This window comes from Nostoc sp. DedSLP04 (genome assembly GCF_034530775.1).
Taxonomy (GTDB): Bacteria; Cyanobacteriota; Cyanobacteriia; order Cyanobacteriales; family Nostocaceae; genus Nostoc.
Map to the genome: position 1 here is coordinate 13,690 of NZ_JAVRCL010000014.1, position 14,957 is coordinate 28,646.

At 44.3% G+C, this 14,957-nt stretch carries 20 protein-coding genes; 8 read left to right on the forward strand and 12 right to left on the reverse strand.

All coding sequences use genetic code 11. The features are described 5' to 3' along the window. Positions 1–37: 37 nt before the first annotated feature. The 3 genes from dnaJ to rsgA are packed head-to-tail and all read left to right on the forward strand — an operon-like array spanning position 38 to position 2,540. Positions 38–1,165 carry a molecular chaperone DnaJ gene (dnaJ, locus tag RMX89_RS10670; protein ID WP_322668135.1) on the forward strand — a complete coding sequence of 376 codons (1,128 nt, stop codon included), beginning with the start codon at positions 38–40 and terminating at the stop codon, positions 1,163–1,165. Then, positions 1,165–1,422 (forward strand): sulfurtransferase TusA family protein, encoded by a 258-nt coding sequence (locus tag RMX89_RS10675; RefSeq protein ID WP_322688913.1) that lies wholly within the window; start codon positions 1,165–1,167, stop codon positions 1,420–1,422. The genes dnaJ and RMX89_RS10675 overlap by 1 nt, the downstream gene beginning before the upstream one ends. Continuing rightward, entirely contained in the window at positions 1,419–2,540 is a 1,122-nt protein-coding gene (gene rsgA, locus RMX89_RS10680) for a small ribosomal subunit biogenesis GTPase RsgA (RefSeq protein ID WP_322688914.1), read from the forward strand. The genes RMX89_RS10675 and rsgA overlap by 4 nt, the downstream gene beginning before the upstream one ends. 77 nt (positions 2,541–2,617) lie before the next feature. On the opposite strand, the gene RMX89_RS10685 is transcribed toward rsgA, so the two are convergent. After that, positions 2,618–3,133 (reverse strand): hypothetical protein, encoded by a 516-nt coding sequence (locus RMX89_RS10685; RefSeq protein ID WP_322688915.1) that lies wholly within the window; start codon positions 3,131–3,133, stop codon positions 2,618–2,620. Positions 3,134–3,616: 483 nt separating this feature from the next. Here RMX89_RS10685 and RMX89_RS10690 point away from each other — a divergent pair, with 483 nt between their 5' ends. Further along, positions 3,617–5,206, forward strand: a complete 1,590-nt coding sequence (locus RMX89_RS10690) for a glycoside hydrolase family 57 protein (protein WP_322673121.1) — start codon at positions 3,617–3,619, stop codon at positions 5,204–5,206. Positions 5,207–5,263: 57 nt separating this feature from the next. Here RMX89_RS10690 and RMX89_RS10695 read toward each other — a convergent pair whose 3' ends face one another. The 6 genes from RMX89_RS10695 to petC form a co-directional block, all read right to left on the reverse strand. Next, entirely contained in the window at positions 5,264–5,851 is a 588-nt protein-coding gene (locus RMX89_RS10695; protein WP_322688916.1) for a Uma2 family endonuclease, read from the reverse strand. A gap of 9 nt (positions 5,852–5,860) precedes the next feature. Continuing rightward, the gene (locus RMX89_RS10700; RefSeq protein WP_322688917.1) at positions 5,861–5,983 is read right to left on the reverse strand and encodes a hypothetical protein; all 123 of its coding nucleotides are present in this window, start codon (positions 5,981–5,983) and stop codon (positions 5,861–5,863) included. Beyond that, positions 5,964–6,110 carry a hypothetical protein gene (locus RMX89_RS10705; RefSeq protein WP_322688918.1) on the reverse strand — a complete coding sequence of 49 codons (147 nt, stop codon included), beginning with the start codon at positions 6,108–6,110 and terminating at the stop codon, positions 5,964–5,966. The genes RMX89_RS10700 and RMX89_RS10705 overlap by 20 nt, the downstream gene beginning before the upstream one ends. A gap of 30 nt (positions 6,111–6,140) precedes the next feature. Further along, on the reverse strand, positions 6,141–7,208 hold the full coding sequence (locus tag RMX89_RS10710; protein ID WP_322688919.1) for an SDR family oxidoreductase: 1,068 nt from the start codon (positions 7,206–7,208) through the stop codon (positions 6,141–6,143). 125 nt (positions 7,209–7,333) lie between these two features. Further along, entirely contained in the window at positions 7,334–8,335 is a 1,002-nt protein-coding gene (petA, locus tag RMX89_RS10715; RefSeq protein WP_322688961.1) for a cytochrome f, read from the reverse strand. A 98-nt stretch (positions 8,336–8,433) separates the two neighbouring features. Continuing rightward, positions 8,434–8,973, reverse strand: coding sequence for a cytochrome b6-f complex iron-sulfur subunit (gene petC, locus RMX89_RS10720; RefSeq protein WP_292774200.1), 540 nt, complete (start codon positions 8,971–8,973; stop codon positions 8,434–8,436). A 230-nt stretch (positions 8,974–9,203) separates the two neighbouring features. Here petC and RMX89_RS10725 point away from each other — a divergent pair, with 230 nt between their 5' ends. Together RMX89_RS10725 and RMX89_RS10730 are read left to right on the forward strand one after the other, a co-directional pair. Next, positions 9,204–9,512 (forward strand): DUF3067 family protein, encoded by a 309-nt coding sequence (locus RMX89_RS10725; protein ID WP_179063611.1) that lies wholly within the window; start codon positions 9,204–9,206, stop codon positions 9,510–9,512. Between the two features lie 135 nt (positions 9,513–9,647). After that, positions 9,648–9,800 (forward strand): hypothetical protein, encoded by a 153-nt coding sequence (locus tag RMX89_RS10730; RefSeq protein WP_322688920.1) that lies wholly within the window; start codon positions 9,648–9,650, stop codon positions 9,798–9,800. Between the two features lie 40 nt (positions 9,801–9,840). Here RMX89_RS10730 and RMX89_RS10735 read toward each other — a convergent pair whose 3' ends face one another. From RMX89_RS10735 to tatC, 5 genes are all read right to left on the reverse strand, one after another. Continuing rightward, positions 9,841–10,167 (reverse strand): hypothetical protein, encoded by a 327-nt coding sequence (locus RMX89_RS10735; RefSeq protein WP_322682743.1) that lies wholly within the window; start codon positions 10,165–10,167, stop codon positions 9,841–9,843. Further along, the gene (locus RMX89_RS10740) at positions 10,157–10,525 is read right to left on the reverse strand and encodes a hypothetical protein (RefSeq protein WP_322673127.1); all 369 of its coding nucleotides are present in this window, start codon (positions 10,523–10,525) and stop codon (positions 10,157–10,159) included. The genes RMX89_RS10735 and RMX89_RS10740 overlap by 11 nt, the downstream gene beginning before the upstream one ends. Before the next feature lie 46 nt (positions 10,526–10,571). Continuing rightward, complete coding sequence (locus RMX89_RS10745) at positions 10,572–11,786, reverse strand: Nramp family divalent metal transporter (RefSeq protein ID WP_322673128.1); 1,215 nt, start codon at positions 11,784–11,786, stop codon at positions 10,572–10,574. Beyond that, on the reverse strand, positions 11,783–12,211 hold the full coding sequence (locus RMX89_RS10750) for a hypothetical protein (protein ID WP_322688921.1): 429 nt from the start codon (positions 12,209–12,211) through the stop codon (positions 11,783–11,785). The genes RMX89_RS10745 and RMX89_RS10750 overlap by 4 nt, the downstream gene beginning before the upstream one ends. A gap of 177 nt (positions 12,212–12,388) precedes the next feature. After that, the gene (gene tatC / locus RMX89_RS10755; protein WP_322673130.1) at positions 12,389–13,183 is read right to left on the reverse strand and encodes a twin-arginine translocase subunit TatC; all 795 of its coding nucleotides are present in this window, start codon (positions 13,181–13,183) and stop codon (positions 12,389–12,391) included. 523 nt (positions 13,184–13,706) lie between these two features. Between tatC and RMX89_RS10760 the strand changes: the two genes are divergently transcribed. Together RMX89_RS10760 and RMX89_RS10765 are read left to right on the forward strand one after the other, a co-directional pair. Next, positions 13,707–13,937: a hypothetical protein gene (locus tag RMX89_RS10760; RefSeq protein WP_322675223.1), complete on the forward strand. Its 231-nt coding sequence runs from the start codon at positions 13,707–13,709 to the stop codon at positions 13,935–13,937. A 71-nt stretch (positions 13,938–14,008) separates the two neighbouring features. Beyond that, on the forward strand, positions 14,009–14,866 hold the full coding sequence (locus tag RMX89_RS10765; protein WP_322688922.1) for an SDR family oxidoreductase: 858 nt from the start codon (positions 14,009–14,011) through the stop codon (positions 14,864–14,866). Positions 14,867–14,957: the final 91 nt, after the last annotated feature.

Genomic DNA, 14,957 nt, shown 5'->3' on the forward strand with positions numbered 1-14,957 from the left:
CTTCTGCTTTCTTCCTTCTAACTTTTACCTTTGCTATATGGCCCGCGACTATTATGAAATCCTGGGTGTCTCTCGTGACACTGACAAAGAAGAAATCAAACAAGCCTATCGCCGTCTAGCCCGGAAATATCACCCAGATGTGAACAAAGAACCGGGGGCGGAGGATCGCTTTAAAGAAATTAACCGCGCTTATGAGGTACTCTCAGAACCCGAAACCCGCGCTCGTTACGATCGCTTTGGTCCAGAGGGTGTTTCTGGTGCTGGCGCGGGCTTTCAAGATGTCGGCGATATGGGTGGTTTTGCCGATATCTTTGAAAGCATTTTTAGTGGCTTTGCTGGTGGTATGGGTAATCCCACCCAACAAAGACGCCGCAGTGGGCCTGCGAGAGGTGATGACCTGCGGCTAGACCTGAAGTTAGACTTTCGGGAAGCAATATTTGGCGGCGAAAAAGAAATTCGCATTTCCCATCTAGAAAATTGTGAAGTTTGTAGCGGTTCTGGTGCTAAACCTGGAACCCGCCCTCGGACTTGTTCGACTTGTGGCGGTTCAGCTCAAGTACGGCGTGTGACTAGAACACCTTTTGGCAGTTTCACCCAGGTCTCGACTTGTCCCACCTGTAATGGAACAGGGATGGTAATAGAAGATAAGTGTGACGCGTGTGATGGTAAGGGCGCAAATCAAGTCACAAAGAAACTCAAAATTACTATTCCAGCGGGTGTGGATAATGGCACACGTTTGCGGATTTCAAGTGAGGGAGATGCTGGTCAACGTAGTGGGCCTCCTGGGGATTTATACGTTTACTTGTTCGTAAATGAGGACGAGGAATTTCAACGAGATGGAATTAATATTCTCTCGGAAATCAAAATTAGCTACCTGCAAGCGATTTTAGGTTGTCGGTTAGAGGTAGATACAGTAGATGGGCCAGTAGAACTAATCATTCCAGCTGGAACTCAGCCGAATACAGTGATGAAGTTGGAAAATCGCGGCGTACCCCGCTTGGGTAATCCCGTAAGTCGTGGGGATCACATGCTGAACGTATTAATTGATATTCCCAATAAAATCACCCCAGAGGAGAGGGAACTACTGGAGAAGCTAGCTAAAATTAAGGGCGATCGCACTGGTAAAGGCGGTCTAGAAGGATTCTTGGGAAATTTATTTAAGTGATGATGCCCTCTTCTGTTTTAACTCCCGATGCTCAACTTGATTTACGCGGCACCCCTTGCCCGATTAATTTCGTGCGGACAAAACTACGTCTGGAGAAAATGCCATTGGGAGGTTTGCTAGAAGTCTGGTTAGACCCTGGTGAGCCGATTGAGCAGGTTCCTGATAGTTTGACAATGGCAGGTTATCAGGTGGAACAAATTACAGACTGCACTAATTATTTTTCTCTGTTAGTGCGCCGTCCAGTTGCTAGCCAATGACAGGGGAAAATTTTGCCGCAACTGGACAGTTATTGGGTACGGTGGTGGCTGTACAGGCTAATTTTTACCGAGTACAGATGGATCAAGAAGCAGGGGAGCAGAGGAGCAGGGGAGCAGAGGAGAAACTGGATTTAAATGCCTCTTTGCCCTCGCCTCCTCTTTTGCTTTGTACTCGGCGAACACGTCTGAAAAAAATTGGACAACAGGTGATGGTAGGCGATCGTGTTGTGGTAGAAGAGCCAGATTGGGCTGGAGGACGGGGTGCGATCGCTGAGGTTTTACCCCGCCAAAGTGAGTTAGATCGTCCGGCGATCGCCAATGTCAACCAAATCTTATTGGTATTTGCCGTTGCCGATCCACCTTTGGAACCCTATCAACTGAGTCGGTTTCTGATTAAGGCTGAGTCTACTGGTTTGGATGTGCTTTTATGCTTGAATAAAAGTGATTTAATTTCAGCGCCAGAACAACAACAAGTTAGCGATCGCCTGCTCGGTTGGGGTTATGAACCAATATTTATCAGCGTTAAAGATGGTATCAATACTGACCAAGCAGCCAAATACCTGAGCAATAAAATTACCGTAATCGCTGGGCCTTCCGGCGTTGGTAAATCCAGCCTGATTAATACGCTGATTGACTCTCTTCAGCTGCGAGTCGGAGAAGTTTCTGGTAAACTGGCTCGTGGTCGTCATACCACTCGCCATATAGAATTATTTGAGTTACCTAGTGGTGGAATGCTTGCAGACACTCCCGGTTTTAATCAGCCGGATATGGATTGTGTACCAGAAGAATTAATTCATTATTTCCCAGAAGCCAGAAAGCGGTTAGCAGTTGCTAGCTGTCGTTTTAGTGATTGTCTGCATCGAGACGAGCCTGAGTGCGTGGTGCGGGGAGACTGGGAACGATACGAACATTATTTAGAATTTTTGGATGCGGCGATCGCTCATCAAACACAGCTACACCAACAAGCCGATCCAGAATCCACCATGAAGTTAAAAAGCAAAAGCAAAGGCAAAGGGCAGAGTCAATACGAACCCAAGCTAGAAAGTAAAAAATATCGGCGAATTTCCCGCAAGACTCAGTTACAAGACTTGCAAGAGTTATATCGGGATGAGGAATAAAGTGTGCGATGTCTACGACGGGCTGCGCCTACACATTTCTATCTATAAACAAAATATTGTATCGATGTTGGTTCCTCCTAGTCGCTCCATTTGTTTAAAATTGAGCGATATTCCCAATCTTTGTCATCCATATCACCTAAATATATACGACAGTGTTTAGGAACAGCATCATACGCTTGGCGCAAATACTGCTTATTTGTCTCATTTGGCTCATGCTTGTATTGTGTTAATCTCTGTCGGCAAATCTCTCCTGTTGTTAGCTGCCCATTGAGTCGTCGGATCTCGTCTTCAACTTCTTTAACAAACTCTTGCTCCTCAACTCTTGACTTCACTTGATAGGCGGTGAAATTAAGACCAGACACCATCATTGATACTCTTGCTCCTTCAGACAGATGAGTTGTAATCCAACCTTTGCTCACCTTTTCTTTGAAACCATCAAAGTCAACCATCCCCCAGCAATCAATTCTGCCGTCTTTGTAGACCTTAATTTCAGTGACAAAATATTGCTCTCCATTCTTGATAAAGGCTTGCAAAAATACGCCAGGAATGGTTACACCATCAACTATGCGATAGATTGTGTTATGGAAGGACATAATAACAACTCATCGTTATACAGTAGCGGATGACTCATTAAGTTATACGTATTTGCACAACTATTTATTATGCAGAATTTTTTATATAACTGCTCTAAATCAGTTTTGTATGACTAGTTAAGGAACTGCCAAGCCTGATTTGAACATGAAATACTTGCGGTGCTTATTGCGAATATTTACTTCTCCTTTAGCAAACAGTATGTACTGTACTCTTCGCTCGATCTCGGTAGGCCCCTGTGAACGCTTACCATCTGTGTAATGTTCAAATCATAAGATTTTGGCAAATCCTGAGTTTAATTTTTACGTGACAGCAAAAACACGCAGTGGAGGCACAACAATACAATAATATTGGCTGTACCCCTACAAACACTGTATTTAACTCATATTGAAAACTATTCTTACGATCCCCATAAAGTCTTAAAATATTGTTAATTTCAGCCAAACCTCTCGACCTTCAACTTATAAGTATCACCCAAAATCACTATGGCTATCGGCTACGTCGCGCTTGTACTCCACGCACATCTACCCTTCGTTCGTCACCCAGAAAGTGACTACGTGCTGGAGGAAGAATGGCTCTATGAAGCCATCACAGAAACTTACATCCCCTTATTGAAAGTATTTGAAGGCTTAAAGCGAGACGGTATTGACTTTAAAATCACGATGAGTATGACACCCCCTTTGGTGTCAATGCTTCGCGATCCTTTGCTTCAAGAACGCTACGAAGCACACTTAGCTCAACTAGAAGAACTTATAGCACTAGAAGCAGAACATAATGTCAACAACGGACATCTTCGTTATTTAGCTGAACATTACGCAACTGAATTTAGTGAAGCGCGTCAGCTATGGGAACGCTACGACGGTGACTTGGTGACAGCTTTTAAGAAGTTCCAAGACAGTAACAACCTGGAAATCATCACTTGCGGCGCTACTCACGGCTATTTACCGTTGATGAAAATGTATCCACAAGCAGTGTGGGCGCAAATTCAGGTAGCCTGCGAACATTACGAACAAAGCTTTGGACAAGCACCCAGAGGCATTTGGTTGCCGGAATGCGCCTACTATGAAGGTTTAGACCGGATGCTAGCCGATGCTGGGTTACGCTACTTCCTCACTGATGGGCATGGCATCCTTTACGCCCGTCCCCGGCCGCGCTTTGGCACTTATGCCCCAATTTATACAGAAACTGGTGTTGCTGTCTTTGGTCGAGATCATGAATCTTCCCAACAGGTATGGTCTTCTGAAGTGGGTTATCCTGGGGCGGCGGAATATCGGGAATTTTACAAAGATTTGGGCTGGGAAGCAGAATATGAGTACATCAAGCCCTACATCATGCCCAATGGTCAGCGAAAAAATACGGGCATTAAGTATCACAAAATTACGGGGCGGGGCTTAGGTCTCTCAGATAAGGCGCTCTACGATCCTTATTGGGCTAGGGAAAAGGCAGCAGAACACGCTGCTAATTTTATGTATAATCGAGAGCGGCAATCTGAGCATCTATATGGTATAATGCAGCGACCGCCAATTATCGTTTCGCCTTATGACGCAGAGTTATTTGGACATTGGTGGTATGAAGGCCCTTGGTTCATCGATTACCTATTCCGCAAGTCATGGTATGACCAAAAAACATATCAAATGACCCATTTAGCAGACTATTTGCGGGAGCAGCCGACGCAGCAAGTTTGTCGTCCTTCGCAGTCTAGTTGGGGTTTCAAGGGTTTCCACGAGTATTGGTTGAATGAGACGAACGCTTGGGTTTATCCGCATTTGCACAAAGCTGCTGAACGGATGATTGAAATCTCGCAACTGGAACCAGAAGATGAGTTGGGGTGGAAAGCATTGAACCAAGCAGCGCGGGAATTGTTATTAGCACAATCTTCCGACTGGGCATTTATTATGCGGACAGGAACAATGGTACCCTATGCAGTTAGACGGACGCGATCGCACCTGATGCGGTTTAATAAGCTCTATGAAGACGTGAAAATCGGTAAAATTGACAGCGGTTGGCTGGAAAAAGTCGAATTAATGGATAATATCTTCCCCGAAATCAACTATCGCGTCTACCGTCCGCTATAGTTTCACAAAAAATAATTAACAGCAGTAGGGTGGGCATTGCTCACCCTATATTATTAGCTAAAGGCTATCTGGATCAATATTTAATTCTCGGAGTTTAGCAGCTAATCTTTGCGCTTTCTCTTCTGCGGCTTGTCGTGCAGTTGCTTCCTCTTCATGAGTTAGCAGTGTTTGACCCGTAGCTGGATTGTAAAAGCGCAGTTCCGCCTCTAGACGCAACTCTAGCCCTAAAACTTCACTGGATAGGGACACTGTACCATTTGGCAAGATATTGGTTGCCACTGGGAAATAATTTCCATCAACCAACTGTAAACCCTGAAGTTGGGGATTGAGATAATCGCCTGTGGGGTCATATTGAAAATATTCACGCACTCCCAGAAAGGCATAAATTCCTTTCTTTGCACCTTGGTCTTTGCTGCGGGTGGTTTTTGAGGTAATCTCTAAGACAAAATCTGGGGTTTGATTATTTTCTTCCCAGGTTTTGTAAGAGCGTCTGTCACGGTTTTCCACTCCAAACACCACAAATACATCTGGTGCGACAACTGATTCTGGATAACCTTTTTCGTAGTAAATAAATAGATTACCAGCGACGTATACATCTGGGTGATTTTGAAAATAAATCTGTAGCGCATTTATTGCATAAGCCAAGTAACTGAACTAGATATCACCTTCAGCCATTGGCTTACCATCCTCATCTGGGTACTCAATCGGCGTAACGGGGATATACTCTACTGAGGCTGTCATGGTCAGATACCTCAACTCAACTAGGGCTAGATTCAATACTATCGCTCAAAATGCGATCGCCATGACTGGGAGGTTGTGAAATCACCAAAAATTCCAGATTGCATAGGCGTAGCCCGTCGTAGACATCGCTGCTTAGTCCGAGTTGCTGTCGTTCGGCATCCATAAAACGCTACCAGTGCCATCCACCCAGGTTCTAAGGAATCAACCGATCTGCGCGTAGTTGCTCGAACAGGTCAAAAAACGACTCGTCCGTTTTCTGGTATATGGAGAAGCCGAGTTTGCGGCTCTTCGACATATCGGTCATAACCTCAATCGGACGCCCAAGATCGAGATCGGTGTGCCATGCAGACGATAGACGGCTCAGATCCGGCTCGGTGAGGTTATGCTGCTTTGCGATCTCGCGCCAGACAGCATCTTCATTCGCCATTTCAGCTTCGAGCGGGTGGGTTGTGCCGTCGAAGCCGATGGGATCGATGCCGAACCAGTCAGCCAGCCGCCCCCACAACCATATCCAGCGGAAGATGTCGCCATTGACAACGTTAAACGCCTCGTTGTGGGCCGCTTCGGTCTTCGCCGCCCAGACTAGGTGCTTCGCCAGCACCCGCGCGTCGGTCATGTCGGAGATGCCCTTCCACTGCGCTTCAGAACCTGGCCAGCGGAACGGGCGCCCGGTTTCCTTGCAGATCGCGGCATACACGGCTAGCGTCGTGCCGAGGTTCATCAAATTGCCGACCGCCTTTCCAATGACAGTGTGAGGGCGATGAATGCTCCAGGTGAAACCGTCACGGGCTGCTGCAGCATAGACCTCATCTTCCTGAGCATAATAGAAATTTTCGATGTCGAGTCGGGGCTGCTCCTCGCGCAATGGAGTTTCTGGCAGCGATCCGGCTCTGGCGTATGCATCAAATGGCCCGAGATAGTGCTTGAGACCGGTGACGAGGGCGACGTGCTGCACTGAGTCTTTCAGTGACAGAACATCCAGCAGATTGCGAACCATCGTGCCGTTGACCCTGACATTCTCGGCCTCGGTCGCATTACGCATCCACGTCGTGATAAAGATGTGCGTCGGGGCAATGTCTGACAGCGCAGTTTTCAGGCTAGCTAGATCGAGCAGATCGGCAGTAACAGGGCGTAACCCTTCCACCCCTTTTTTAAGATTTCGGGCCAACCCATAGGTCGTCCATCCATTCGCGATCAGTTCTCTCGCAAGATTGCTGCCGATGATGCCGCTTGCGCCCACAACTAAGGCTGTCCCATCCATGTCGTGTCTCCAGTAGGGAAATTTTCTATAGCAATCCTAAGCCCCAAATTTCCAGGCTTCGTGTAACTAACGTTAAAAAAGACAGGCAAGATGCCTGTCCTACAAGTAGTAATTTAGCAAAGAATTTAGAAATTCATTTCAGCAGCTTGAACTTTTTCAACCTGCTTCTTCTTCAGCACAAGCATAACTTGAGCCAACATTACAAGAGCGATGAACGCAATCATCCATTTGACTCTGGAAGCGTCTTGCAGTACGATTTCTCCATCTGTTTGACCGAATCCACCGACGTTCGGGTTGCTGGTCAAAGCATCACCAGTCTTAACTGCTTGCCCTTCGGAAACAAGCAGGTCTGGCCCTAAAGGAATCGTATCAACGACAACATCACCAGTTTCGGGTTGGATGTTGACTAAATATTTAACGTTACCGTCTCCATCTTCCTCTTTAGCAATCTTGGTAATTGTGCCAGTAGCGGAAGCATTGTAAACAGCGTTATTGCTCTTTTCACCAGTGGGATAAACTTGTCCGCGTCCCCGATTACCACCTACGTGAACTGAATATTTACCGAAGTGGATGTTTTTGTCGGTTGCAGGGTTGGGAGAAAGAACTGGGAAGACGATTTCCTGATACTGTTCGCCAGGTAAAGGGCCGACGATGACGACGTTTTCTTTATCTTCACTGTAGGGTTGGTAGAATGTGTCGCCAACTTCTTCTTTAAGTTCTTCAGAAAGACGGTCTTCAGGAGCAATCTTAAAGCCTTCGGGTAGCATCAGTACAGCACCAACGTTCAAGCCAACCTTGGAACCATCAGCACCAACTTGCTGGGCAGTGAGATCGTAAGGGATTTTCACCACAGCTTTGAATACAGTGTCAGGTAGCACCGATTGGGGAACTTCCACTTCTGTAACCTTGGCGGCTAGGTGACAGTTGGCACAAACAATTCGCCCTGTTGGTTCGCGGGGGGTTTCGGGATAGGTTTGCTGTGCCCAAAAGGGATAGGCGGCAGCTGATTGAGGAAGTGCTAAATCGCTGGTGAAGTAAAATGTCACAGTAGCGATCGCTATGAGCAATGTTTTTACAATCGCTCTAGCACTGCGAGTTAATCTCGCTGTTAGGAAAACATTTCTCATCTCTATAAGGGCGACAATTGAATTAGTCATTAGTCATTGGTCATTAGTCATTAGTCATTAAGCCCTGAACAAAGGACAAATGACTAAGGACAAAATTATTAACCCCACCAAGGTGCATCACCTGTGCGGAAGTCGGTTTCAGTCCAAGGGGTTAAGACGATTTTGTCGTCGTTTACGTTGGTATGGGCTAAAGCCAGAGACAGAGGTGCTGGGCCCCGAACAACTTTACCAGTTTCGTCATACTGAGAACCATGACAAGGACACTTGAATTTGTTCTCAGCAACGTTCCAGGGGACGACACAACCTAAGTGGGTGCAGATGGCGTTAATGCCATAATCTTTGATCGCCTCTTTGCTGTCTACCACAATATAGGTAGGATCTCCTTTTAGTCCTTGGACTAGGTTGCGATCGCCTGCATTCCGGTTTTCTAGAAATTTAGTGACGCTAACATCGTTACCTAGCTCATCTTTTGCTGTTACACCGCCACCTGCGCCACCTGCTGCTGGTGGAATAAAGTACTTGACAACGGGATACAATGCACCCAGAGCTACTCCAGTGACAGTCCCAAAAGTGAGCAGATTCATGAACTGACGACGCCCCATATCGGGCACGTCTGCTGATTCAGAAAATTGAGCCATAATCTACGCGCTCTTTGTGTATTTTGTTAAGCATTTTGACAAAAGTACTAATACTTGAGCAACTCTTGTCTAAGTCGAAATGCTAGCGCTCACAACGATGCCATAATTCTTTGTTCCAAGATATAAACAGCATCTTTTCTGTTAGCATTACATTTCTTTATATCCTTATCATACTGGAGTCACGGAACTTAACATCATAACTAAATGTAAAATCTGATTGAGAAAAGACTATGACAGGACAGGAATTACGTCAGATATTGCTTGATAAGTGGGGATATTCTTATGATGTCCAGTTCCGGCGGGCACAGGGAAAGATATTTTTGCAAGTAATGTGGAAATATCTAGAGCAAGCTTCTTTTCCCTTGAGTGAGGCGGAGTACCAAGAACATCTCGATAGCATTGCCAATTATCTTCATGCCTTGGGTGGGTCAACACAGGTACAAACTTTTATTGCCCAAACACGCGATCGCCCCCGACTTGGCAAGGCTGTCAGCATTCCTCTAGATTTGGGCGAACGTTCTTCAGAATGGATATTGTGACCAATTATTTCATTAACTTTAATCAATTTATGAGTAATTGCAGTATTTTTGAATAAAAAATACTATAACGTCCTGTATAATCCTTTTCCCTATTGGTAAGGTAAGAAAAAATACACCTGTTCAAGGAAAAAGCTAATGGCTTTTATCTCAACATTTGAAATTCTTCTTAAACCTCAACTTCCAAAGGAAATTACAGATACAAAACCTGAACTTATCCCACTAGCGAGAAATATTCTCCAAGGCTATTTCCTGAAGATCGCAAGTCCCATAGCCCTCATCTCTCGTTAAATTGCTCGATAGCCAGAGCAGTCAAACATACGTTGGATTTTTATTTTTTGGAAGTCTCTAATGCTTTTAAATCATCTAAAGTACAGAGCAAACGAGGCTTTTCAGGGTCAGTCAAATCTAGCTGCTCCCAAGATATTGTATAGCCACTGTGGATCTTGTGCGCCCCAAGGAAGTGTAAGATTCTCAACCCAATTGCCCAAGCCGATAGTCTTTCTAAGATAGCAGTGGTTCCAATCAGATATTCTTGAATAACCCATTCTTCACCTTGCTGTTGGGCATGTACTTCTTCAATGCGTCCGGCGGGTTTGCCAGTTGAATCCAATACTTGTTTCCCTAGTAGCAGTTCCAGATGAATTTCACTTGCCATGTTCTGCCCCTGGAATTCGGCCAATAATGTGTTTCTGAAGCCATTTTTCATAAGCTAATGCTGGAGTTTGGTCAGCTTCAATCTCGACTTCAACATCAATACCAACATCCCGCACTTTTGACCACGGAATTCTAAAGGGTTCACTTTGTTTAGCACCCCAACTACTTTCAATTGCTGCTACCCACCTGCCTAAACGTGGATGAATACGTCGTGCAAGAGTTGTCATACCAGTTTCGATATAAGTGAGTCGTGGCGGTTCTCCATCGCGTAACTCTATGACAATGCCATCGACTTTGCCTAGATGGCGGCGATCGCTGTCAACTAATTGGTTATCAAGTACATCTCTAATAATGTTCATTTTCTATCACTTCCAGTTGATGATTAACAAGAACGCCCACCAGCGATTACCCTCCAAGAATTTCTAGTGGAATAGCAACGATCGCTAACACGAATGTCAGCACAATTGTAAAGATCACCACACTATTACTTATCCAACCGTTGCGATACTTGCCGATATATAATTCATCGTTCATCAATACCAAAAATGGCACAATCACAGGCGGCAAAATCACTGCTGTAATCGCCATTGAAAACAAAGTCAATTGCAACGGGTCAATTCCAAATACCATTAATAAAGAAGCGAGAAAGACAAACACAGTGTAGACCAAACTAAAGCGTGCGGCATCTTTAGGTTTCAGATTTTCGCCCCAATTCCAACCAAAGGATTGAGCAACAATATAGGCTGTGTCGAGAGTCACTTCCAGTGCTGCGCCAAAGCAAGCAATGCCCAAGGATGCTGCAAATAGGACAAAGCCCCAGTAACCAAAAGTCTCTGTCAACATCAACGCTGCTTGTTCGTAGCTATCTACCTCAACGCCTTTGGGTTTGAGTACGAGTGCTGACACAATCAGCACTCCTAGCGATACAATGCTACCAAAACTCATTCCTAAACCGGCAACTGCGCGATTTACACCGATATACCCTTCATCCCATTTATCTTCTACTGCCCCAGATGAGTAAAAGTAAAATAAATAGGGGCTAATCAAAGCACCCAAAATGCCAACTCCAAGATATAAATAATGAGCGGTATCTTGTTGTGGCAGAGTTGGCAACAAACCACTACCAAGTTGTGTTAGAGATGGATGCAACTTAAAAGTAGCGACAACAAAAACTAGTGTCACCAACCCTAATACGGAAATACCATTTTCAATAATGCCAAAGTTGCCGTACCAAATTAGCAACCAAATTGCAAAGGCAACGGGTAAAGCATACCACTGAAAGCTAATACCTGTTAGCAGTTGTAAGGCAATGCAAACACCACCAATTTCAGCTGCTAACACTAGAAAATCAACTATCACTTCGGCAATCAGTGGAATAATATAAAAATTAAACCCAAAACGTTCGCGTACCGCAGCAGCTAAAGTATGCTTGCTAACTGCTGCTAACCGCCCAGACATTTCTACCAAAAAAATCACACAAATTGTACCCAGGATAATCGCCCAGATTAGTTGAAAGCCGAAAATAGATCCAGCCTCTGCTGCTGTAGCGATCGCACCCACATCTAAGAAGCCACCTATACTAGTCACAATCCCCAGCGCAATTTCCAAAACTTTCTTCATGGTTTGTTCTGCTGTGGTAGTTGCGAGTCTAGGGTTCGTCCTTCTAGCGATAAATCCTTAATACTTTGTGCTACTACAGAATAATTTTCTTGTTCGACTGCGGTTGACATTTGCTCTGTGATTTTTGCTAACCGTTTAATATGACCTAAAAGTTCTAACTTGTAAGGCTGGGGAATAGCTGTAGATGATTCTATCTGGGCTATGTTGTCGGTTTCTGTTTGCAACTCTTGCTGTGCTTTCTTGAGTGTTTGTTTCGCATAAACTTTTGGCACAGCACCTCGTACCCAAGCATCAGCAACCATTTTGCTTGTAGCTGTCCATGATTTGACAGTTCGTAGTTCTTGTGTAAGCCTATCTGTGGCTGCTTCGCTACAAGCGGTTAATAATGTCAACCCTAATAAATAACCTATAAATATCCTTTTCATCAGATGTCTGTCTTCGTAGTCCTCCTTATACCAATTCGTAATTCGTAATTCGTAATTCGTAATTCGTAATTAAGAAAGTCAGATATGGTCTGGCTTTCGGGGTTTGAATGTGTTGCTTCATTTTAGAGAATTGGTATTAAAACTTATTCACTTTCATCCATAACCTATTGCAAATCGTTATTTACCTGTAAGCTTCACTAGTCCCACACCGCCGAAATAAAGCCCTAAAACTGCTCCTGCTAAAAGACTTTGAGTCAAGGGGTCAGTAGAAGGTGTGAGGACGGCTCCTAAAACCACTGCTCCCATAATCACGTAACGCCAACCAGAAACCATTCGTTCTGATGAGACAATATTCAAATTACCGAGCAACAGTTGAATAATCGGAATTTGAAATGCTAAACCTGTGCTGAATAACAGTAGCAGCACAAATTCAAAATATTTATCAATTGACCAAAGTTGTTCGACTACATCTGCTCCGTAGCTAATGAAGAATTTCAAGGCTGCGGGGATAAGAAGTAAATAGGCAAATACTAAACCTGCTCCAAATAGCACACTCGAACCCAAAACCACAGGCCCCAGTAAACGGCGTTCGCGGCGAGTCAGTCCTGGAAGCACAAACTGGATAATTTGGTAAAGAATGAAAGGACTAGTAAGTACGATGCCAGTGTAGGCGGCAACTTTCAAAGAGACAAAGAAATATTCTCCAGGTGCAAGTTGGAGAAATTTTACTCCTTGTGCTGGAACCTCAAGTAACTGGACAATCGGCTTAACGGCAAAGAAACAGCCAATAATGCCTACTGCTACGGCAATCAACGAATAGAAAATCCGTTGTCGCAACTCTTCTAGATGGTCGAAAAGGGACATTTCGACTTCACCAGGCAACTCATCAAGAGGATCGGTGTCTGAATTGCCATATCCTTCTGGGTCGAGGTTAGGAACGTTTACAGTATCTACGTCTTGTGAAGGCGTCACTTCGCTTCGCTCCGAATTGAAAATTCAAAATTCAAAATTAACAATGCCATAAATAAATTTAGGGGATTGTATCTTTTTTTCGGTCATCGACCATTTTGGTGACTCAGCACTCTTCATTATTTTATCTGGGGAATGCAGCTACTAAGATATGTTTTTGGGTACTGTGGGTTTTTGTCCTGTTTTTTGGGTTTGCATCTGCATAAGTTAGTAGGAAGACATCTTGTAGGCAATGCCTAACCTAAAATAAAAAAGGGTGGAACCGATAAATTAGAAATCATGTCTCTGCGGTTAGTAGTCTGTCATTTTAATTCTGATGAGTTTGTAAGTAAGTACTTGAGTGTTTAGAGAATGAAGGACTAAAGTCCTTACTACGAACTGGCTTACCCATCAATTTCAACTTGACAGACCACTGCGCTGAGTAAATTAGCACAACATCAACATTTAATACTCAGTTTTAAAAATCCGGTTCATCTAGGTGGCATCTATACAGATGGTAATCGGAAATTGTTAGCTGAGGTTGGGTATGAACCGGATAATTTGCATTGCCCTCATGGCATTGCCTGTTTATTTATACAATGTTGGGCTAGGCAATACTTCTAGTAGCGACGTGGCAATTGTTAAAAACAAGTATCCCACAATAGCTGCTCTAATTGCTTACCGTACAAATGCTCAGTTACGCATCTTGCCGTGGCAAATATCGGCTAGAGATGACCAAACCGAAGATTGCCTTCGTGCTGGCACTTGCAAAGATTGATACTAATTCGTAATTCGTAATTCGTAGTTCGTAATTCGTAATTACGGCAGCTCTATCATCAAAGAAAATTAATGGTTGTAGAAAATCAACGTACAGTAGTGGTTACAGGAGCCTCAACAGGAATTGGTCAAGCGTGTGCTTTGCTTTTAGACCAATTGGGCTTTTCTGTTTTTGCTGGAGTGCGTCAAGATGCTGATGCTCAAACACTGAAACAGAAAGGGTCGCAAAGGCTGATTCCGATTTTTTTAGATGTTACTGATGCTGAATCGATCGCAGCTGCGGTTGATACGGTAACAAATGCAGTTGGTGGTGTGGGAATTTTAGGTTTAGTGAATAATGCCGGCATTGCTGTTCCCGGGCCGTTAGAATTATTAGCGATCGCTGAATTTCAACACCAGATGCAGGTTAATGTCACCGGACAATTAGCTGTGACACAAGCATTTCTTGGTCTTCTACGCCAAAGTCGGGGTCGAATTATCAATATGGGTTCTATTGCTGGTAGAAGTCCTACGCCGTTTTTGGGCGCTTATAATGCTTCTAAATTTGCTTTGGAAGCACTCACTGATGTGATGCGGATGGAGTTACGACCTTGGGGAATCTCAGTTTCAATTGTTGAACCTGGTTCTATTGCTACCCCAATTTGGGACAAGTCCCTAAGTCAATCTGAAGTAGCACAGCAGGATTTACCCGAAACGGCACAACATCTCTACGGACAAGCGATGAATATTGTCCGCCAGAAAATGCAGATTATCGCATCTAAGGGAATTTCTGCGGATATTGTGGCTCAAGTTGTTGTCCACGCGCTGACTGCAAAAAAACCCAAGACGCGCTATCTTGTTGGACAAGATGCCAAAATTGGAGCGCTGATCAAGCATATTTTGCCTGACAAGCTACATGACAAGATAATTTTATACTCAATGGGGCTTTAGATTACTGGTTGTCAATACTTCAGAGGTCGTCACTCTGAATGCAAAGGCTGTCATTAACAAAATCATGATTTTCATTACAAAATCATGATTT